Origin of the sequence: Candidatus Parakkermansia intestinigallinarum, from assembly GCF_944389695.1 — a bacterium.
Classification (GTDB): domain Bacteria; phylum Verrucomicrobiota; class Verrucomicrobiia; order Verrucomicrobiales; family Akkermansiaceae; genus Akkermansia; species Akkermansia intestinigallinarum.
In genome coordinates this window covers 1-19,262 of the sequence record NZ_CALXNG010000037.1, presented here as the reverse complement: position 1 = coordinate 19,262, position 19,262 = coordinate 1, and the positions used below count along the sequence as shown (strand labels likewise).

General features: G+C 60.1%; 17 protein-coding genes and 1 tRNA gene. 6 read left to right on the top strand and 12 right to left on the bottom strand.

Translation table 11 applies throughout. From position 1 onward, the window contains the following. Window positions 1–208: 208 nt before the first annotated feature. From AC6UAL_RS08775 to AC6UAL_RS08755, 5 genes are all read left to right on the top strand, one after another. A tRNA-Gly gene (locus AC6UAL_RS08775) sits at window positions 209–279 on the top strand. Between the two features lie 36 nt (window positions 280–315). Beyond that, a complete protein-coding gene (locus AC6UAL_RS08770; protein ID WP_500683003.1) occupies window positions 316–810 on the top strand; it encodes a hypothetical protein in 495 nt (164 codons plus the stop codon). A gap of 23 nt (window positions 811–833) precedes the next feature. Next, a complete protein-coding gene (locus AC6UAL_RS08765) occupies window positions 834–2,021 on the top strand; it encodes a hypothetical protein (RefSeq protein WP_500683002.1) in 1,188 nt (395 codons plus the stop codon). Between the two features lie 77 nt (window positions 2,022–2,098). Beyond that, a complete protein-coding gene (locus AC6UAL_RS08760; RefSeq protein ID WP_500683001.1) occupies window positions 2,099–4,321 on the top strand; it encodes a GumC family protein in 2,223 nt (740 codons plus the stop codon). 414 nt (window positions 4,322–4,735) lie between these two features. Further along, window positions 4,736–5,068: a hypothetical protein gene (locus AC6UAL_RS08755; protein WP_500683000.1), complete on the top strand. Its 333-nt coding sequence runs from the start codon at window positions 4,736–4,738 to the stop codon at window positions 5,066–5,068. A 104-nt stretch (window positions 5,069–5,172) separates the two neighbouring features. Here the strand turns inward: AC6UAL_RS08755 and AC6UAL_RS08750 are convergent, their stop codons facing one another. The 11 genes from AC6UAL_RS08750 to AC6UAL_RS08700 all read right to left on the bottom strand — a co-directional run bounded on the left by AC6UAL_RS08750 (window position 5,173) and on the right by AC6UAL_RS08700 (window position 18,254). Then, window positions 5,173–6,387: a carbohydrate porin gene (locus AC6UAL_RS08750; protein WP_500682999.1), complete on the bottom strand. Its 1,215-nt coding sequence runs from the start codon at window positions 6,385–6,387 to the stop codon at window positions 5,173–5,175. A 127-nt stretch (window positions 6,388–6,514) separates the two neighbouring features. After that, window positions 6,515–6,736: a hypothetical protein gene (locus AC6UAL_RS08745; RefSeq protein WP_500682998.1), complete on the bottom strand. Its 222-nt coding sequence runs from the start codon at window positions 6,734–6,736 to the stop codon at window positions 6,515–6,517. Window positions 6,737–6,846: 110 nt separating this feature from the next. Continuing rightward, window positions 6,847–9,534: a FeoB small GTPase domain-containing protein gene (locus AC6UAL_RS08740; protein WP_500682997.1), complete on the bottom strand. Its 2,688-nt coding sequence runs from the start codon at window positions 9,532–9,534 to the stop codon at window positions 6,847–6,849. A gap of 26 nt (window positions 9,535–9,560) precedes the next feature. Then, window positions 9,561–9,809 carry a FeoA family protein gene (locus tag AC6UAL_RS08735; RefSeq protein ID WP_500682996.1) on the bottom strand — a complete coding sequence of 83 codons (249 nt, stop codon included), beginning with the start codon at window positions 9,807–9,809 and terminating at the stop codon, window positions 9,561–9,563. Window positions 9,810–9,938: 129 nt separating this feature from the next. Beyond that, the gene (locus AC6UAL_RS08730; protein ID WP_500682995.1) at window positions 9,939–10,715 is read right to left on the bottom strand and encodes a hypothetical protein; all 777 of its coding nucleotides are present in this window, start codon (window positions 10,713–10,715) and stop codon (window positions 9,939–9,941) included. Window positions 10,716–10,721: 6 nt separating this feature from the next. Further along, window positions 10,722–12,836 (bottom strand): tetratricopeptide repeat protein, encoded by a 2,115-nt coding sequence (locus AC6UAL_RS08725; protein WP_500682994.1) that lies wholly within the window; start codon window positions 12,834–12,836, stop codon window positions 10,722–10,724. Window positions 12,837–12,992: 156 nt separating this feature from the next. Beyond that, window positions 12,993–13,940 (bottom strand): alpha-1,2-fucosyltransferase, encoded by a 948-nt coding sequence (locus AC6UAL_RS08720; RefSeq protein WP_500682993.1) that lies wholly within the window; start codon window positions 13,938–13,940, stop codon window positions 12,993–12,995. Between the two features lie 107 nt (window positions 13,941–14,047). Then, complete coding sequence (locus tag AC6UAL_RS08715; protein ID WP_500682992.1) at window positions 14,048–15,043, bottom strand: D-alanyl-D-alanine carboxypeptidase family protein; 996 nt, start codon at window positions 15,041–15,043, stop codon at window positions 14,048–14,050. 64 nt (window positions 15,044–15,107) lie between these two features. Then, window positions 15,108–16,256 (bottom strand): DNA-processing protein DprA, encoded by a 1,149-nt coding sequence (dprA, locus tag AC6UAL_RS08710; RefSeq protein WP_500682991.1) that lies wholly within the window; start codon window positions 16,254–16,256, stop codon window positions 15,108–15,110. A gap of 4 nt (window positions 16,257–16,260) precedes the next feature. Further along, a complete protein-coding gene (gene nadC, locus AC6UAL_RS08705; protein WP_500682990.1) occupies window positions 16,261–17,127 on the bottom strand; it encodes a carboxylating nicotinate-nucleotide diphosphorylase in 867 nt (288 codons plus the stop codon). Between the two features lie 71 nt (window positions 17,128–17,198). Further along, the gene (locus AC6UAL_RS08700; protein WP_500682989.1) at window positions 17,199–18,254 is read right to left on the bottom strand and encodes a tyrosine-type recombinase/integrase; all 1,056 of its coding nucleotides are present in this window, start codon (window positions 18,252–18,254) and stop codon (window positions 17,199–17,201) included. Window positions 18,255–18,545: 291 nt separating this feature from the next. Here AC6UAL_RS08700 and AC6UAL_RS08695 point away from each other — a divergent pair, with 291 nt between their 5' ends. Continuing rightward, window positions 18,546–18,794, top strand: coding sequence for a hypothetical protein (locus AC6UAL_RS08695; RefSeq protein WP_500682988.1), 249 nt, complete (start codon window positions 18,546–18,548; stop codon window positions 18,792–18,794). Between the two features lie 220 nt (window positions 18,795–19,014). On the opposite strand, the gene AC6UAL_RS08690 is transcribed toward AC6UAL_RS08695, so the two are convergent. Then, window positions 19,015–19,262: hypothetical protein (locus tag AC6UAL_RS08690; RefSeq protein WP_500682987.1), on the bottom strand; the 248-nt coding region annotated here is incomplete at its 5' end.

The following is a 19,262-nucleotide window of genomic DNA, read 5'->3' as shown; positions in this document are numbered from 1 at the left end:
GGGAGGCAAGACCTGGGGAGTCAGTTTTTTGTTTGCCGGAGGCCACGTTGTGGATCAACAAAACTGCTCGAGACCCGAATAAAGTCCGGAAAATCGCAGCCCGAAGCGCCCAATCGACTGCTTTCGGAAAAAATGAGGCCGGCAGCAAAAAAAAGACGATTTGCGCTTGCCATCCCCTCGGAATATGGTATCATGAGCCCGAAGCAGCGCGGGTATAGCTTAATGGCAAAGCTCCAGCCTTCCAAGCTGATCATGCGGGTTCGATTCCCGCTACCCGCTTCCCGACAGTAAATCTCACACCTACAACTGAGAGCTATGAAAACAAAATTGATGATTGCATTCCTCATGGCAGGATGCCTCGCTGCGCCCCTTAGCGCTGACAACGCCAGCGTCGAAGAAGTCGCCCGTTTGGCTGCTGACTCGTCCAAGACTATCGATCAAGTGTGCCAAGCCGTCTATGAAGCTGCTCAAGCGGATCCCCAGAGTGCTGACAAACTTCTGTCTGCCGTGATTGAAGCGCGAGAGGGTACGATCTCCGACGATGAGCTTTACAAGGTCCTGCAGGCCGTCATGGCTGCTGTTCCCGAGGTGGCTGAGAACTTCCAGCGCGAAGTCCGCCGTTACTTGGGTCGCTGGTCCCAAGAGGGTTATGCCCAAACGTCTTTTTCCGCTCTGACGGCTCGCGTCGTTGAAATCATCTTCCAAAACAACAACTTCCTCCAGAGTGCTCCGAGCGGCATGTATCCGCCGGCTAACTCTTCCTCCACGGAAGAAGTCATCGCTCCCCCCGTTGTGTCTCCCGGAAACTGATTTAATATCTCTTACCTGTTAACATGAAATCCTCCATTCTTAAGGCGCTTGCGCTCAGTGGTTTTGCTGTGTCGTCGGCCATGGCCGGCTCCCTTTACGATACGGCTCCGACAATCGGTATTCCGGAGTCGTATGCCGTGTCGTGGGCGGCTCACGTCAGCTTGGGTTATGACAGTAATATCAACAGCTCGGCTGATGCTCAGGAGAGTGCTTTCGTGCGTGCCGGTGTTTCGTCGGCTTACGGCGAGTTTGAGTCTGCCGATAAGATCTCTTACAACGTCGGCTTGGGTGTGATGTATTACATGCGCGAGGCCTATGGTACGAATAACCGCGTATTCCCCGACATCACGGTGGGCGGCACCTACGAGCGCAGCTTGGGTTCGGGTTCTCGCATTCGCTTGTCGGCCAATGTGGCCTACCAGCCCGAGCCCGACTACTCCAACGGTATTTCGTCGGCTCGTGCTCGCGGCAACACCTTTATGTGGAATGTTGCGGCCAACTATTCCCAGCCGATTGACGCCCGCCTGAGCTGGGTCGTCGGTGTCGGCACCAGCGGCTACCTGTACGAAGAGCGCGAGTACCGCTATGATGACCGCCAGTACGTCACGGGCTCGCTGGGTCTGAACTATAAGTCCTCACCCGCCACCACCTACGGCCTCACGCTCAGCTACCGTCTGGATAGACGCGAGTACGGTGAGAACGCCAACAATATCTACCTGAATGCCAGTGCCACGCATGCCCTTGATTCCGTGTCGAGCGTCTATGCGTCGCTGGGTCTGCAGTGCAAGAATATCAATGACCATACGTACTTCTACCCGAACTTCCGCGCCGGCTACAACCGCCGGCTGACGGAGGGTCTTTCGGCAAACCTGTACGTCAATCTCGATAACGAGAACATCGGCACCTACGCCTTCCCGACGCTCAACTACCTCTCGGATATGGCATGGCGTCTGGGTGCTCGCCTCAACTACACGATCTCGCCCATGGTGACCGTGTTCTGCGGTGCCGAGTGGTTCTACTGCGACTACTCTCGCGGCACGAACGGACTGCAGGACATGACTCAGAGCACCTACGTGCTCAGTGTCGGTCTGAATTACTCGATTACCAAGCACCTCTCGTGGAACACCACATACAAGTTCACGGATGGCAGCAAGTGGGCCGGTGACTACACCCGCAGCATTGTGCAGACCGGCTTCTCCTACAGCTTCTGACAGACTTGACACAAGTCATGTAGGGTGGAATCTCTCTCTCTGCAGATAGGTTCCACCCTTTTCAATGAGTAAATATCATGGCAGACGGTTCGGATGCAAAGGGGCGGGAGGGTGTCCTGCACGCGCAGGACTACCTGAAGGTTCTTACCTCGCGCTGGAAGTTGATTGCGGCAGTGTTCCTGCTGGTGCTCACGGCTAGTTTTGTAGTCACCTACATCATGACGCCTGAGTACACGAGCGTGACCAACTTTTCCATCAAGCCTCCCGGAGAGAAGATCCAGCGTTCCTCCGATCGCAATGTGTCCACCATTCGTCTTGCCGAGCAGGGCGACGCTGCATGGACGGAGACGCAGTATGAGATTCTCACCTCGGAGCTGACGCTCTCGAAGGTGGTGGAGTCTCTCGACTTGGTGACCGAGTGGGGCGTTTCCGAGCTGACGGCCATCAACATGCTGCGCAGCATGATTCTCGTGACGCCGCACACCTCGACGAATCTCGTTTCCGTCGAGGTCACGCACAGCGACGCCCACATGGCGCAGAAGATCTGCGCGGCCATCCCGGAAGCCTATCGTCGTTGGCGCGACGAGAAGGAGCTCAAGGATCTCTACGACGCCGTCCGCGTTCGCGAGAACGAGTACATGAAGCAGGAGGATGTGGTGCAGGGGGAGAGAGAGGCCCTCAGCGCTTACCTCCTCGAAGCGAACTTCCCGTCTCTTGACTTCCTCGGAACGGACGGTACGAGCGCTCTGATGGGAACGCCGGAGTACCAGAGCTATACCAAACTTGTCGCGGACCGCGAGCCTCTTCGCTCGAAGATCAGTGAATTGACGGTGCACATCACCAAACTTCGCGATCTTCAGGGGCTCGAGCTTCACGAGTATGTGATGCACAACATCCTGCAGACCGATGAGACCTTGGCCTCTGCCAAGGTGCGCTCGCTGAGCGAGGAGTATGAAAAGTGCCTGCGCGATCGTGAGGAGATGCTCGTCTACCGCGGGGAACGCCATCCGGACGTCATCACGATGGACAAGCGCATCGAGAGCCTTGCGGCGAAACTCGATGAAGAACTCGTTGCTATGCGAAAGGCGCTGAGCCTCCAGCTCGTTGTCCGGCAGGATGAGCTTGCGGCTCTCGATAAACGCATCACCGAGGCCGAAACCGATTTGACGGCCAAGCGCGCTCAGGTGCAGAAGATTCATACCCAGCTCAATGACCTGCGGGCCTCGATGGAGCTGCGCGATTCGATGAAGGCGGATCTCGCCGCCGATCGCATCAACGTCAACATGCCCCGTCTCTCTATTGAGATGGTCGACAAGGCGTCGCTGCCCCTCGTGCCCAGCAAGCCGAACTACAAGCTCAACATCATCTTGGGTGCGGTGATCGGCTTGCTCGCGGGTATCATTGCAGCCCTCGTCTTCAACTACTTCGATACTTCCGTCAAGACCCTTGAGGAGGCAGAGCAACGCCTTGGACTGCCCGTGATGGCCGTGATTCCGCGCGATGCCGGCATCCTGATGCTTCAGGACAACGAAGGCCCCGACGCCGAGGCTTATCGCATCCTGCGCACCAACATCGAGCTCAAGAAGACGGTTATGAACGCCACGACCTTCGCCATCGTGTCGTCCAATGCCGGTGAAGGTAAGTCGACGACGGTTTGCAATCTCGCCTACGTCTGTGCGCAGGCCGGTTATTCAACGCTCATGATCGATGCGGATATGCGGCGCCCGAGGCTGCATCGCTATGCCGAAATCAACGGTGACTACGGCCTTTCGGACTACCTCACCGAGGACTTGGAGCTCAAGGACGTGGTGCTGCGCACGAAGGTGCCGAACCTGTTTATGCTGCCCGCCGGCAGCACGCCCCTCGACCCGTCCGGCCTCATCTCGTCCTACCGCATGGACAAGCTGATCGCCGAGGCTCGCAAGCGTTTCGATGTGGTCATCTTCGACTCTCCGCCCATTCTGGGTGTCAGCGATGCCTCGCTGCTGGTCAACAAGGCTGACGCCACCCTGCTTGTGCTGCAGCCCAAGCGCATGCCGCTCAAGGCTCTCCTCCGCGCCCGCTCGACGGTCGAGAATGCCGGCGGCCGCCTCATGGGCCTCGTGCTCAACAACGTGGATATCAGCGGCGATACGCAGTACCAGTACTACACGACTTATTACTCCTACTACAGGAGCGACGGCGAATCCTCTTCGTCCAAGTCCAAGGGGAAGGCCGTTCCCGTCGCTCGCCGCGAGACACCGGCCTCGGAGAAGTCTGCCTCGGCGTCGGAGGATCGCAGCAACGGCGACCTTTACTGAGTCCTGCGTAGGCAAACGATTTGTTCACTCCCCGCTCCCGGCCGACGCCGCGAGCGGGGAGTTTTTTTTGGGCTGTACCCTGTCGCGCTCAGACCTGATTATGGGGAAGGTGTCGCCTCCGATTTGCGAAGTGACCCCGAAGCTGCCGCCGCCCGTAGCTTCCCGATGAACTTGCGGCAGCGCTGCGCGAAAGCGGCCGCCTGCTCACGTGCTGCGGCCTCCGCCGAAGAGCCCGGCTCCGGCGGCTCGCACTTGTCTTTGCCCGCAGTCGCTCTTCGTCATCGTGCGCTTTGAGGTTGACAAGGGCAGGGTAGCTGTGATATTCCTGTCCCGTGGATGGGGTATCGCACGGAGACGGAGCAACGCCATGCGGGCGTGCGTCTTTCCCTATCCCTAGCTGAATCCAATCGATTGATGAACACGATGAAAATGTTGTTGCCATGTTGTCTTTTCGCGGCGGCCTCCGCCTTTCTCCTCGCGGGGCAGAATGCCGCGACGCCTGTTTCCTCGAGTGTTTTCCCGACCACTGAGCTGCATCATGCGGCTCTGGCAAACAAGGTCGGCGGGGCGGAGAACAGCCTGGGTCGGCGTCTGCAGCGCAGCCGCGGCACCGCGCCGTCAAGCGACAAGAGCTCCGGCCGCAGCGGCTTGAGCCGCGCAGCGCTGGCGAACAAAGTCGGCGGGTCGGAAAACAGCCTGAGCCGCCGCCTCCAGCGCAGCCGCAGCGCTCAAAGCCGTCGGGTTTAACCCCGTGCTTTTTTTTCAGGACGATGCAGAAAATTGACGTGCCGGGCTATTGCCCGGCACGTCGTTTGCATACACGTTACAGCACAATTCCGGTGAAAATGGACTCAGAACGAGAAGACGGTTTGAATGCCGAAGATTGTCTCGTCTCGGCAATCGTCGCGATAGGAGGGATTGTGGATGTACTGGAAGTGCGGAACGACTTTGACGTAATCGTTGATCTGGAGGCTGTACATCAGTTCCAGCGTGGACTCGCGGTTGTGAGCCGTCGGCTCCTCCTGTGAATTCTGCCCCTTATAGACGCCCCAGGCGATGCCGAAGAAGTCATCTTCGCGGCTCGGGATGAGCTTTACATTGGCGCCGACCGAGAACTCGGCACCGTTGCCGAGCTCCTGTTTTGCGCTGAAGCCGGCGCGCGTGAAGAGGGTTACATAGTCACAGGGCGTGTACTCGACGCTGGCGACGAGACCGGCGTTGTTGCGGGCCTTTGTCCCGGTTTCCGTCTGCTGTTCAATGCTCTGGAAGAAGGGGTTGAGGCGCAGGACGAGTTTGCCGTCGTCGATGATGTGGCCCCATTCACCGACGATGCAGTAGCCGCTGCCGTGGGTATCAAAGGGATTGTAGCCCGATTCACAGTCGGTGCGGCTGACGGCGGCCATGATGTAGTTGCTGTGGTTGAGCTCGACTTGGAGGACGGCGCCGAGATTGCTGTCAACAAGCGGCAGGATGGTCGAGTTCATGAAGCCGGTGTTCGTGAAGCCCGAGAAGGAGTCGTTGGCGATGCTGACGGCATCAAAGTAGTTGGTCAAGTTGACCATACCGGCGATGAGGCAGGCGCGCTGACCGGCGAAATAGTGCATGATGGCGAGCTCGGGGATGATGAACTTGTTGGGCCCGAAGATGTCACCGTGCACGTCGTTGATGGTGCCGAAGCCGCCGATGAACTCACCTTCTTCTCGCCGAGTGGTGGCGTCCAAAGCGACGGAGCCCGAGATTTCAAATCTCAGCCAAGTGCCGCCGTTTTTGTCATCTTCGATGAGACGTTGATTGAGCTGGCCGTGCAGGAGGAAGTAGTTGTTTTTGCCGTTCGTGCCGGGCATGGCATTATTGGTGCCCCAGTAGCCGTAGGCCATGTCCAGAGCCCATTCTGTTCCGAGCTTTTCGTAGGCTTTCTGTTTGTAGGCGGGGTCTCCTTCTTCCGGAGTGAACATGTTGATGCTGCGGAGAATGTCTCCCGTTGTCGGAGAGGAGGTCTCTTCAGCGATGGCGGTCAGGGGCATCAGTCCTGTCAGGGCGGTTGCGATGATGTGTTTGGTCTTCATTGGTTTTATTTGGTTGGAAATGTTTTGATTTATTTGCTGATCCGGTCGGCGGATGCTTGTCGCGCGGTGCGAATCTATGGGAGTGTGAGATGTGGGTGTACGGGTGTGTTTGTGTTGCGCGGCGGCATCAGTTGCCGCTGCTGCTGCGGACGACACCGGGGGGCTTGAGGTGGTGCTTGCGGTTTTCGTTTGCCTTGGCGCTGCGGGCGATGTCGCCCAGAGCGCAGCCGCTGCACGAGCCGCAGCTGCCGCTGCAGGCCGCTCGGCGAAGGCCGTTGGGAAAGAGGCTGCGGTAGAGAGCCCATGCGGCGAGCGCGAGCAGAATCAGAATGGCGATGAGGTCGTTCATGTTGTAGTTGAGCTTGTTGATGGGTGTCGGGATAATTCTCTTGTGCGGTTCTCAGGAGGGGGGGGATTTCAGGGCGGCGGGAGCGTCCTCCGAACCCGCCGCCCTGAGCCTCAGGAGCGTTTCGGCATGGGGCGCAGGAGCATGTAGAGTAGCCCCAGACTGAGGACAACAGCGGCGAGTTGCCCTGTGGCGAATACCCCGGTCTGCCACCAGTTCCCGTATTGGTAGACGAGCAGGGCGATGATGTAGGCCCAGACGCACATGTAGCCGATGGCGAACCATGTCCAGCGCGCGCTGTTCATCTCGCGGCGGATGGCTCCGCAGGCCGCAAAGCAGGGGGCGCAGAGCAGGTTGAAGAGCATGAAGGAGAGCCCGCTCCACAGAGTGAAGGTACCGGCGGCTTGTATGTTGGCGGCCAGACCGCTGACATCCTCTTCGTCACCGGCTTCCTCGGCGGCTTCGTCACCGCTCTTGGCGGCGAGGGCTTCATCCTCGCTCTCGGGGGATTCGGCGCTAAAGTTCGCTTCGCGGACGGCAGGGGCGAGCTGCCAGGCGCCCACGGTAAGTGCCGTCATGGCGTTGAACTTGGGCTGCGAGGGCGTCAGCTCGAAGGCCTCTTCCTCACCGCCCTCCTCGGCTTTGTAGAGTACACCGAAGGTGCCGATGACAGTTTCTTTGGCGACGAGGCCGGTGACGGAGGCGACGGCGGGCTTCCAGTCGTTCCAGCCCAGCGGTCCGAAGAAGGGCGCCATCTGGTGGCCGATGTCGGCCAGCATGCTCTGCTCGATGGCTTCGGGCTCTTCGGAGGTATTGAGGTAGCTGAGCTTCCAGGTGTAGCTTTGGGTGAACCAGACGGCGGCCGAGGCGAGGAAGATGACGGTACCGGCCTTGCGGGCGAATGCCTTGCAGCGCTCCATGGCTCGCAGGTTGATGCTCACGCCATTGGGCATGTGGTAGGGCGGCAGCTCCATGACGAAGGGCGTGTAGCTGCCCGCGAACATGTGCGTCTTGCGCAGAATGATGCCGCTGAGGATGACGGAGCCGACGCCGGCAAAGTACGCCACGGTGGAGATGAGAGCATCGGAACCGATGAGCGCGGCGAGCAGGGCGATGATGGGCATCTTGGCGCCGCAGGGGATGAAGGTGGTGAGCATGATGCTCATGCGGCGATCCTTTTCATTCTCGATGGTGCGCGTGGCCATGACGCCGGGTACACCGCAGCCCATCGACACCAGAAGCGGGATAAAGGACTTGCCCGAGAGACCCAGCGAGCGGAAAATGCGATCCATCATGAAGGCGACGCGCGCCATGTAACCGCAGTCCTCAAGCAGGGCCAGCAGCAGGAAGAGCACGGCCATTTGCGGGAGGAAACCCAGCACGGCGCCCACGCCGGCGACGATGCCGTTGCTGACGAGATCCTGAATCTGCCCGTCGCAGTCGAGCTGAAGGTAGCCGAGGGAGGCGATGCCGAGCGATACGGCGCTCATGATGACGAACCACAGGGCGTACTCGCGGCGGTTGGCGCGTCCGTCGAGCTTGAGCGGTGATAAGCCCAAGCGCTGCGGCACCCGGCCGTAGGCGTTGGTGGTCGCGTTGCCGCGGAAGCAGAAGCAGGCCAGCAGCAGGAAGAGATTCGCCGCGTAGAGCGCGTACATCACCGCTTGGTGCATCACCTCGGGCATGTGCGGGAACATGTATTCAAGCAGGAAGGGCGCCAAGGCGAGATAGAGCCACGAGCCGTTGAGGTTGAGGTCGTGCAGGCGCCTCAGCGTCACCGGAAAGACGAGAATCATCGCCAGAACGGCGCTGAGTTGCACCAGTGACTCGAGCGGCACGCTCTCCGAGCCGAGGAAGCCGCCGAGCCAGCCGCCGACAATCGGCCCGAACAGAACATCGTTCGCCCAGTCCGTTCCCCACGTGCCTATGGTCGTGATGCTCAGGAAGTAGATGCCGAACATGACGGCGGCAAAGATGAGTAGACCCAGCACGCGGTGTGTCAACACTGCGTCAATGCGTGACGCCAGTGCTGCTTTACGGTTGTGCTCTTGGCGGCAGGATTTGACGATGGGTTCCAGTCCTTCGTATCGTCCTGCAGCGATGATGGAGTCGATGTCGTCATCCAGCTTGTTTTCCAGGCCGAGGCGGAGGGCTGCCACGTCATGACGTTGCTGAGGGGTGAGTGTGCTGATGAGTTCCGGGTCGTTCTCCAGCAGTTTGACGGAGGTCCATCGGTCGCTGTTCGTGAGGGTCTGAATGTTCTTGAGAGCCTCTTCAATAGCTGTGCTAAAGGCCGGTGCCGCCGTGGCAGACGGCAAAGTCGTCGCCGTCAGTGCTTCGCGCAGTTCTGCCAAGCCGATGAGCTTGAGTGCGCTGGCCGCGATGACGGGGCATCCCAGTGCTCGGCTCAACTTGTCTACGTTGATCTCGATGCCTTCCTGAAAGGCCAGATCTATCATGTTGAGCACAATCAGAACAGGACGCCCGGTTTCCAGCAGCTGGTGTGTCAGGTAGAGATTTCGCTCCAGATTGGTGGCGTCAATGATATTGACAATCAGATCGGGCTTTTGCTCCAATAAGTAGTGTCGCGTGACGCGCTCTTCCGGTGAGTAGGGTGAGAGCGAGTAGACACCGGGCAGATCGAGGATTTCGATATCTTCGTTTTCCAGCATTGTGCCGGTTTTGCGTTCAACGGTGACTCCCGGCCAGTTGCCTACGTGTTGGTTGGCTCCGGTGAGTTCGTTGAAGAGAAGAGTTTTGCCGCAGTTCGGATTGCCGGCCAGTGCGATGATGCGTTTCATTGTTCGCTAAAACTAACTCGAGGGGTTTAGAATTGTGTTGCCAGCAAAAGGCAATCGCCCTCGCTCCTGCGAAGAGAGAGGCGGTAGCCGCGCAGAGTGATTTCAACCGGGTCACCGAGTGGTGCTGCTTTGAGGATTTTCACCTCAACGCCTTTGGTCAGCCCCATATCCAGCAGGCGCCGGCGCAGGGGGCCTTCTCCTCCCACGCGCATGACGCGAGCGCGTGCTCCGATGGGAAGTTCGCGCAGAGTTTTGATGTGTGATTCAGTTTTCATAGTTAGCTAAAACTAATTCCGTGCAGGCGTATGATAGTTCAGACTAACTCTTGTGTCAAGAAAAATGGCGAAAAAAAGAATTTTTTTTGCAAATTTCGCCGTCTGAGGGCAGGGGTCACGTGGGGCAGCTTACTGGCTGAACTCGAGCTGCCGGAAAATCTCATAGGTATTGCCGTATTGAAGAAAGGTTTTGAGCCTTTCATTCTCCAGCAAGGTGACAAAATGTTGCTCAGCGACGAGTTTCCGGAGGCCGCTGTCCTTGAAGAGTTCGAGCAGGCGGGAACTCTGCGGGATGCGCAGCCGAAGCAGTTGCTCATTGTACAGCCGCGTGTAGCTCTTCTCATCAAGCGTGCAGCCGAAGGCGACCAGACTGGCTAGATTGGCCTGAGCGCGGTCTTCCATAGGATCGACTTTTTCGAGCCACGACGTCAGTTCGGATTGCCTCAGCACCTGCTTCGTTCTCCATGCCCAGGGTTGGGCGGGCTCGTCGCCCTGCTTCAATATAGCTAGAGCCTTCTCATGGAAGTAACCCATGCGCGAAATTTCTGCGTAGTACGAGAGCCCGACACTGAACACCCAGAGCATCATCAGGCTCATCAGAATCGAGGTAATCAGGCCGGGCAGCGAAAACTTGCGCCAGCTGAAGAGCTGCGAGAACCACTGCATTCCCTGATAAAAAACCAGAAAGGTGAAAAGGGCCGCGGCCCATGCCAGCGTCTGCACCATCCAAGGCGAAGGCTCGTGAGTGATAAAGGCGAGAAAGGTAAAGCCGTGGCGCTGGATAAGCAACCAGACCGCAATACCGCCGATGACGGCAATCGCGAGCAGCATCATGCGAATCACGCCCTTGAAGACCGTGAAGAAGATGATAGCTAGCAGCAGAATGGTCAGAATCGGCAAGAGCATGAACAATCAGGGGGTAGAAAGATTACGGCTGATTTCCTCGATGCGGCGCAGCTCCTCACGGGCCTCTTCATCACGCCCGAGGAAGCGGAGCAATTCGGCGCGGTTGGCCCGTGCGCGAAGGAAATGCGGCTCGAGAAGAACGGCCTTATCGAGAGCCCTCAGGGCGGGCTCGTACTGCTGAAGCTCGGCAAGAATCAGTGCGAGGCGAAACTGCACCTCGGCGTCATCGGGGTGGTGTGCGGCACAGTCCAGCATCTGCTTGAGCGCGTCCATCGGGCGCCCTTCGCGGTCGAGGAAGACAGCGTAGTCAATGCGCGGCACCGTGCTGTGCGGGTCCAGCTCGATGGCGCGGCGGTACTGCCGCTCCGCCTCGTCGAGCTTGCCCTCGGCATCCGCCAGCACCGCCAGCTGCATCGCACCCGTCGGCTGGTCGCCTTGGTGCTTGGCCGTTGCCTTCAGCTCCTGCAGCACCCCTGCGGCCTCCGGCAGCTGAACCAATTGATCGACGAGGGGCCAGCCGGCTGCGCGGCGCACCAGCCGGCTGCGATCATGAATCATCGGCAGCGCCTCCGCCCCGAGAACGCGCGCCGCGGCGGCGCGAACCATCGCATTCTCATCGCCGGCGGCTGCACGGGCAGCCTCCAGCAGCCGGCTGCGCTGCGGAGACGCGGCATCCTGCGCCTCGGGCTCGCGGGCCATCAGCTCCAGCAGCGTCGCACGCCAAGCCGGAATCTCCTCCTTGCCGTACACATCGAGCAAGTCCGCGAGCGATCCCCGCCCCTCCTGAGCCGCCCACACGGCGCGCGTGCGGTCGCGCACCGCGGCCATCTTCAGGTCGGGGCCGTAGGTCTTCTCCACGGCAGCGGCGGCCCAGTCATTATCCTTATCCTTGTGGCACATGATGCAGGCATTCGGGATACCCAACTGAGCACTCAGCAGCGGATCGGGAGAATTGAACGAATGGTCGCGGCGCGGGTCGCGGGCCATGTAGGGGCTCTTCGGCATGTGGCATTCCACGCAGGTCGCGCCCGCCGAGCCCTGAGGGCAGGGCGTGTGCGTCGCCATATCAATCACGGGAGCCGCCACGCCGTTCACCTCCGTACCCGTGCCGTGGCAGCGCAGGCAGAGAGAATTATCCTCCTGCGGCAGGCGCAGCTGCGCCGTATGCGGGTCGTGGCAATCGAGGCACGTCACCCCCGTGCGCCCCATGCGGCTGAGGCGCAGCCCCGTCTCGCAGTAATCCTCATCGCGCTGCATGCCGTTGGGCCAAAAGACGCCGCGCACCAGCGGCAGCTCGAGGCGGAAATGCTCGTCAAACTCATCGCCCACGCGGAACGAATCGTCAAACTCCTCGCGGCGCGCGTGGCAGGTCGCGCAATTGTCGTGTATCTGCTTGGGCGTCAACTTGCGGTCAGCCTTGGCCACCATGCAGCCGTCCGTCGGATCCGGTGCAGCCGCGAGGCGGTGACACTGAATGCAGCTCACGCCGGGCTCCTGCCAGTTGGAAGCATAGGCATCCTGAGCCTCGTCGTAATTCTTGCGGAAACCCGTCATGTGGCACCACGCACACTGCGAGTTCCAATTCATCCCGCGTCCCAGCCAGTGCCCCCAGTCGCCCAGCTTGCGCCGCGCCAAACCTTCGCTCGCCAGTCGCTCGTCATCGGCAAACATGTCGAACCACTCCTGCTTGAGCGTATCCCAAGCGGCACTCGGCGTATGCAGCGCTCCGCGCTCCCCTTGCACCAAATACTGCACCAGCGGCGTGCGACCGAGCACCGAATGCACCGTAAAAACCTTCTGCGATTCCCCATCGTGAATCTTTAGCGAACCGTCGCGCGCCGTGCGGAACGCCAGCTTCGAGCCGTGAGCCGTATAACTCTGACCGTGAAAAGGCTCCGAATCCAGAGACGCATCCGCTTGGCGCCAAGCCCAAGCGTGATCACTGCCGGCCCAGTCCTCAAACTCCTTGGCGTGGCAGGCCGCGCACTGCAGAGAAATGGGCACGGCCTGCTGATTCCAGTGAGCACTCTGCCCCTCGTAGACGGGCTTGTGCTCCGCCTCCTCGCGTCCGCAGGCAGCAAAAATCAGAGCGGCAAAGGGGAACAGGGGATGAAGCCTCATGCGCACATTGTAGCACAGGCGGCAACTCAACGCAAACGATTTCAGCACCGCGCACGGCAAGCGACCTCGGCACCAAGTGGCCTGAGCCGCCGCGTAAGGCGCGCGGCACTCATGAACCGATGAAGCCTGATGGCGCAGCGGCGCCGCTCGGGATGCTCAGAGGGAAATCCACCCCGGCATCGCGCACACATGGCGAGAACCCTCAGCGGCGGAACCCCTGAACCAATACTCCGGGCAAATCGTACAGGAATCCTCGCGACCCGACGCCAGAAAAGCAGGGAACCAGCTGAAGTTACTGTTGGAGATGATGGCGCGTGAGAAAAGCGTCATCATGTAAAAATCGACCCTCGGATCAATCTCCTGCTGATTCTCCATATAGACTAAATCCGCCCCGGAATGCGCAAACAAATCGCGGCAGTACTCAACCTCATTGGAAAAAACATAAAAACGGCTCAGAGGATCCCGCTGCCGCATGATCTCCAAGGCACCGAGGTAGTACTCGGGAGTGCAGACATCGTGCGCGGAACCGACGAAATCGCCGCGTCGCACATGGACCAGGCAGGCGTGCTCATCAGATGCAATCCGAGCCGCCACGGACTCCTCCCGCTCGCTCATCGAAGGGCGGAAGCGAAAGAGCTCGACAAGCTCATCGCGGTACTCCGCAAAATAACGCGGGTTGACGTAATACTGCGACAAGTACTTGGGGCCGGGTCGGAAAAGGTCCTCGTCGAAATCGCAGGGTCCCTTCGGTTTCAGATCTCTCAAGAGACGGCAAAACAGGCATCGACTCGACACGTCGAACCTCGAAGCATACCTTTCCCGTATCGCGGGAAAGGTGTCAGTAAGAAGAAAGATACGGTTTCGATTGCCTGAAAGATCCCGGCCGCTTTTTCGGAAAAAATCCGTTTCGAAATACGACGGATAGCCCGTTCGCCGCTCCAGCGCATAGCCGAGCGAAAACTGCCACATCTGCGACGCCAGCCCGCCGTCCATTTTGACAACGCTCCGCCTTTTCAACATCCCCAGCCTCGTCAACAGCGCATACATCGGCCGCCATTGAGCCAAGGCCGGCGCAGTCCACAGAATGAAATCCTTAACAGACATAAAACAACTCGTGCCCATCGCCTTGCAGGCCTCATCGCCGCCTCCGAAAAAATCGGGGAGAGCACCACGCTTGCCTCCGCACCGCGCCCACCGCCGAATCCCCTTCCTCAGCTGATACCGAGAGCCCAGCGGAGATAGCGCAGCGACTCATTCCACACCTTCTGATTCGTGCTGCCCAAGATCACGACAATCACGGACTTCCCCTCGTAGGTCCCGCAGGAAATGAGGCACTTGCCGGCCTTGTTCGTATAGCCCGTCTTCATCCCGCGCACCCAAGGGTAACTCTTGAGCAGCTTATTGGTCGAGCGCACATGCCTCTTGCTGCCGTTGGCGAGCGTGAAGTCCAGCTCGGGAATACTGACCATGCGGCGAATCGTCGGATTATAGTAAGCGTGGCAGGCCGCCAGAGCCATATCGTGCGCCGTCGAATACTGATTCGCCGGCAGACCGTTCGGGTTGGCGAAATGCGTGTCATACATCCGCATGCGCCGAGCCCGGGCATTCATCATATCGATAAAGCGCGGCACACTCCCCGCCGTATCGCGAGCCAGCGTCACCGCAACATCATTGAAACTGCCCGTCAGCATCACCTGCAACAAATCACCTCGGCGATACGACGTCCCCGGCTGAAGCCCCAACTTAATGGGCGGAGCCTTGCAATCCTCCTTTGAAATCGTCACCCGCTTGTTCAAATGGCCCGCATCGCAAACGCAGAGCGCCGTCACAAGCTTCTGCGTACTCGCCACCTGGCGGCGCTGCCTCGCATTGTACTCGTAAAGAATCGTTCCCGTCTTAGGATCAATCACGCAGACCGCACCGCAGCTCGGCGCAGGGGGCGGCGTCGTCGGCTTCAACTGCGTGCGCGGAGTCTGCACCTGCCCGGCCCTGTATTGCGCGGCCGTCGCGGCTACCCCGGCGCGCGTGAGCTGTCTGGCGTCGCGGGGAACGGGGTTTTGAGCGTAGCGGCGCGAAGCATCAGCTCGCCATGCACTGCCGTCGCGATGCTGGATGTATGCGTAACCCGCGACATTCTGCTGGCAGGCACAGAGAAACAGCGTCAAAAGCAGAACCGGAAAGAGGGCAATGCGTTGAATGCGTGGCATGGCGGCGAGTCTAGCGCAGCAAAGCCGCTTTGGCAAGCCTAAAGTGCTCCGCGAAGCCGCGCATTCAGACCGCCTCGTAGCGCCCGCCCGGCAGCGGACGAAGCTTCCCCGCGATAACCAGCTGCATCAGCAGCGGCGTCACCGCAGACGCACCCTCCCCCAAAACCGCGCAAAGCTGATCCAGCGTAGCATGCCCCGCACGCACCGCCTCGACAACGCGGCGTCCCTCCTCCCCCGGCGCAATCAGGCAAGACTCCTCACCCGCGCCGGACCTCTCGCGCGGACAACGCCCCCTCTCCGAGAACAACCCGCCCCGCGCGGGCGCCGAGCCCCAGCCCATATCCGCCATCAACTCAGACGGCCGACTGCACAAAACAGCCCCGTCGCGAATCAACTCATGGCAACCCGCCGACCCCAAACGATCCACCGGCCCGGGCAGAGCAAAAACCGAGTGCCCGTATTCCGCCGCCAGCTTGGCCGTGTGAAGAGCCCCGCTGCGCGTAGGCGCCTCCGCCACCAGCGTTGCCTGACTCCAAGCCGCCACAATCCGGTTGCGCTGCGGAAAACTCGTGCGGCTGGGCGCCATCAGCATCGGAAACTCACTCACCACCGCCCCGTGTCCTTGGACAATACACTCAGCCAACTGCTCATTCTCCGGCGGAAAAACGCGACTCAGCCCATTGCCCAGCACCGCAATCGTCCGCCCTCCGGCATCGAGCGCACCCCAGTGCGCCGCCGTATCAATCCCGCGGGCCAAGCCGGAAATAATGCAGCAACCGGCATCCGCCAACTCGCGACCGAAGCGCCGCGCCTGCGTCATCCCGTAAGGCGACGCCTGCCGCGTACCCACAACCGCCACCGAACGCTCCGCATCCTCCTGTCTCCACTCCCCGCGCACATAAAGCACCACGGGCGGATCCGCCATGCGCCGCAGCACCTCCGGGTAATCGGCATCCAGCAGCGTCACCATCCGCACCCCGTAATCGGCCGCGCAGGCACACTCCGCCTTCCAATCCGTGCACTCGCGCCAGCAAGACACCGCTGCCGCCAACTTCGGCCCCATGCGCGGCACCCGCTCCAGCAGATGGGGCGGTGCCGCCAGCACCAGCTCAGCCGAACCGAAAAACTCGAGCAAAGCGCGGATGCGCACAGAGCCCAAGCCCGGAATCAGATTGAGCACCAAGAGCGCTTCCGTCGGCGATAGCGGCATCATCGATTCAGCGATTCACCGTGAAATCGAGCCCCAGATCCAGCGAAGGCACCGAATGCGTCAGACAGCCGAAACTCATGAAATCCACCCCCGTCTCAGCGGCGGCGGGAGCCGTCTCCAGCGTCAAACCGCCCGAAGCCTCAAAATACGGCTTGCGGTTCGGCCCGCGCATCTCCACCGCCTTGCGCATATCCTCGCAGCTCATATTATCGAGCAAAATGTAATCCACCCCCTCAAGCTGCAGGAAACTCGCCACCTGATCGAGGCGATCAGCCTCAAGCTCCACCTCAACATGCGGCTTATCCGCCTTTAACTTGCGGATACAAGCCTGCAAGTGATCCGCCTTGCCGTCCGTCATCAAATGATTATCCTTCACCATCGCCCGGTCATAGAGCCCCAAGCGGTGATTATTGCCGCCGCCGTGCACCACGGCTGCCTTCTCCAGCAAACGGTATCCCGGCGTCGTCTTGCGCGTATCGAGCAACTTGCAACTCGTGTGAGCAATCGCCTTCACATACTTGTGCGTCATCGTTGCCACACCGGAGAGACGCTGAATAAAGTTCAGCGCCGTGCGCTCCGCCCCGAGAATCGAGCGAGCCTTACCCTCGATCATCATCACCACCGCACCGGGAGCCACCTCCTCACCGTCGTGCAGATACACCTCGATATGCAGCGTCGGGTCCACCGCGCGGAAAACCTCCTCCGCCACCTTCACGCCCGACAGCACACCCTGCACGCGCGGGCGCATCAGCGCGCGCGCCTGAAGATCCTCGGGCACAAAATAATTCGACGTCACATCGCCGTCACCGAAATCCTCCTGCAGAGCCAATCGGATCAGCTCCTGCATATTATCTGAAACCTTGGTATGCTCCATGCGCCCACTATAGGGCAGGCGCGAGCACTTGTAAAGACGGAAATGCAAGCCACTCCCGTTCCCCGCTGAACTCAGAGCGCGCGAGCCCGCCAAAAGAGCTCAGCCTGCCGCGCCGTCACCCCCCGCATACTCAAATAGCGCAGCCGCAGCAACGACGCACTGCGATGCCCCATCTCCGCCTGCAAACGCGCGAAATCGTGCCAATACTTCGCGTGATAACTCGCAAAAGTATGGCGAAGCACATCCTGTTGCCACGGGCGCTGCAGCGCCGCATCGCGCAAACGCCTCCAGCGGCGCTCCCAATTCGGCGGGCAAACACGCCCCGAACGCTCCGCATCGCACTCCGCCAGCCACGCCTCGAGCACCGGCAGCAGAGACACATGGCGGCATCCGCCCGTCTTCGCCTGCATCGGGCGAATCACCACAACCCTCTCCTCAAAATCAATATCCTCCCAGCGCAAGCGGCAAACCTCCGCCGGCCTCACCCCGGCCCAGAGCATCAGCCCCAGCGGCGGCATACAAGGTCGGTGCATCGGCAGCCGCGCCGTGCGCAGCAAACGCCTCAACTCCGCCCACTCCAGCGGCGCCACCTCCCTCTCCCTCGGAGCAGGAAACTCCAGCGCCTGCAGCGGATTGCGTCTGCACCAGCCCCGGCGCAGCGCAAACGCCACAACCCCGTGCAAAATCGTACGCATCTTGCGGCGCTGGCGGTCGCTCGTCCGCACCCGCTCCAGCGCCTCGCGGCACACATCCGCCGTCAACTCATGCAGCGGCATCGCCATCAAATCCGGCACCTCGCGGCACAACCTCGCGCACACCGAGCGAAACTCACTACGCGTCCTCGGTCGGCGTAGAGACTTCGCCTCCCCGCAAGCCTCCGCCGCCTGCGCAAGACTCATCACACGCGGCGCCCCGCGCAACTCGCGCACCCCGAGCACCATCGCCTCGCGGCAACAGCGCAACAACTCCCCCTCGGAAAGACCCGGCCCGCCGCAAAGCTCCGACAACTCCAGCCCCAGCCGCCGCAGAAGCCCCGCCCCGAGACGCGCCCCGCCGCACCCCTTTCCGCCGTGCCCTTTCCCGCGGCAATCCTCGCTTAATATCTCACTATCAGAACCTAAACTCATACACTAAATAAAATATATCTCATACAATCGCTATATCTTGCCAACGGATTGCTAATCCGCTCGCAAGACAAAAAATCGCGATGGGCAGCTTTCGCTTAAAAATAAAAGACTTTGAACAAAAGGCACCCGGCGCGTGTCAACACGGCACGGAAAAGAAAAAAACGGTACTTCTGTTCAAGGCCCTTAAGGTGAATGATATATAAAAACGCAAAAGACGAGCGGATTAGCAATCCGCTATACTACCCTCACGCGGAACCCTCCGCCCCTGCACAGCACCGAATCTCTCTCACCATGGCCAAACGCAGCACCTACTCATTCAAGAGCACCGCACTCATGGACCGCTTCATGCTCGACATCATGGAGCAGCGCAACCTCGACCGCACCTCCGTCATCAAACTCGCGCTCTACCTCTTTGCCTGTTACAGCAAACGCGAAGACGTTCGCCAAATGAACCTCCACCAACTCGTCGAAGACCTGAATGCCCGCGGACGCGATGCCGCCCACAGCTACGGCAGCTTCGGCGACTTCTGTGACAGCTGACACTTGCCTGCCGGAAGCGGCCTCCACCTCTCGAAACACCCCATCGGGCAGCCCCCTTCGGCTGCCGAGTCCGTGCCCCCTACCCGCACGCAAACGAACGCCCGCATCCCCCCTACGCCCCGGATTAGGAGCAAAAGCAGGGGAGATGCGGGCAAAAAGTCAGCAAAAGACGAGCATTCGTGTGGCCGAAACGCCGCCGATGCGAAAAGTGAAGATAACATTATCTCGCTAAGCGATTGATTTCGCAGTCTTTTGCAAGACGGTCTGGAAAATTTGCGAAAAAAATCAGCCGAAAAAGCTTGACGTTCGGCAAATCAATCTGTATAATTCGCGGCACCCCGACACGGGGCGGTTCGAAAGGACGGGCGAGAGCCAAGCGCCACGAATCGCGAAGGTGACGCAAGTCGCCGAGCGATGCAAGACGCAAGAAGCAATCCCTGATCCGGCCGGCCGAGGCAATTTTCAGCA

Bases quoted from the DNA above. Each gene is read 5' to 3' on its own strand.
- AC6UAL_RS08770 (WP_500683003.1), top strand. From the start codon at position 316: ATGAAAACAAAATTGATGATTGCATTCCTCATGGCAGGATGCCTCGCT.
- AC6UAL_RS08695 (WP_500682988.1), top strand. From the start codon at position 18,546: ATGGCCAAACGCAGCACCTACTCATTCAAGAGCACCGCACTCATGGAC.
- AC6UAL_RS08765 (WP_500683002.1), top strand. From the start codon at position 834: ATGAAATCCTCCATTCTTAAGGCGCTTGCGCTCAGTGGTTTTGCTGTG.
- nadC (WP_500682990.1), bottom strand. From the start codon at position 17,127: ATGGAGCATACCAAGGTTTCAGATAATATGCAGGAGCTGATCCGATTG.
- AC6UAL_RS08730 (WP_500682995.1), bottom strand. From the start codon at position 10,715: ATGCTCTTGCCGATTCTGACCATTCTGCTGCTAGCTATCATCTTCTTC.
- AC6UAL_RS08735 (WP_500682996.1), bottom strand. From the start codon at position 9,809: ATGAAAACTGAATCACACATCAAAACTCTGCGCGAACTTCCCATCGGA.
- AC6UAL_RS08750 (WP_500682999.1), bottom strand. From the start codon at position 6,387: ATGAAGACCAAACACATCATCGCAACCGCCCTGACAGGACTGATGCCC.
- AC6UAL_RS08755 (WP_500683000.1), top strand. From the start codon at position 4,736: ATGAACACGATGAAAATGTTGTTGCCATGTTGTCTTTTCGCGGCGGCC.
- AC6UAL_RS08700 (WP_500682989.1), bottom strand. From the start codon at position 18,254: ATGAGTTTAGGTTCTGATAGTGAGATATTAAGCGAGGATTGCCGCGGG.
- AC6UAL_RS08745 (WP_500682998.1), bottom strand. From the start codon at position 6,736: ATGAACGACCTCATCGCCATTCTGATTCTGCTCGCGCTCGCCGCATGG.
- AC6UAL_RS08715 (WP_500682992.1), bottom strand. From the start codon at position 15,043: ATGCCACGCATTCAACGCATTGCCCTCTTTCCGGTTCTGCTTTTGACG.
- dprA (WP_500682991.1), bottom strand. From the start codon at position 16,256: ATGATGCCGCTATCGCCGACGGAAGCGCTCTTGGTGCTCAATCTGATT.
- AC6UAL_RS08740 (WP_500682997.1), bottom strand. From the start codon at position 9,534: ATGAAACGCATCATCGCACTGGCCGGCAATCCGAACTGCGGCAAAACT.
- AC6UAL_RS08720 (WP_500682993.1), bottom strand. From the start codon at position 13,940: ATGTCTGTTAAGGATTTCATTCTGTGGACTGCGCCGGCCTTGGCTCAA.
- AC6UAL_RS08760 (WP_500683001.1), top strand. From the start codon at position 2,099: ATGGCAGACGGTTCGGATGCAAAGGGGCGGGAGGGTGTCCTGCACGCG.
- AC6UAL_RS08725 (WP_500682994.1), bottom strand. From the start codon at position 12,836: ATGAGGCTTCATCCCCTGTTCCCCTTTGCCGCTCTGATTTTTGCTGCC.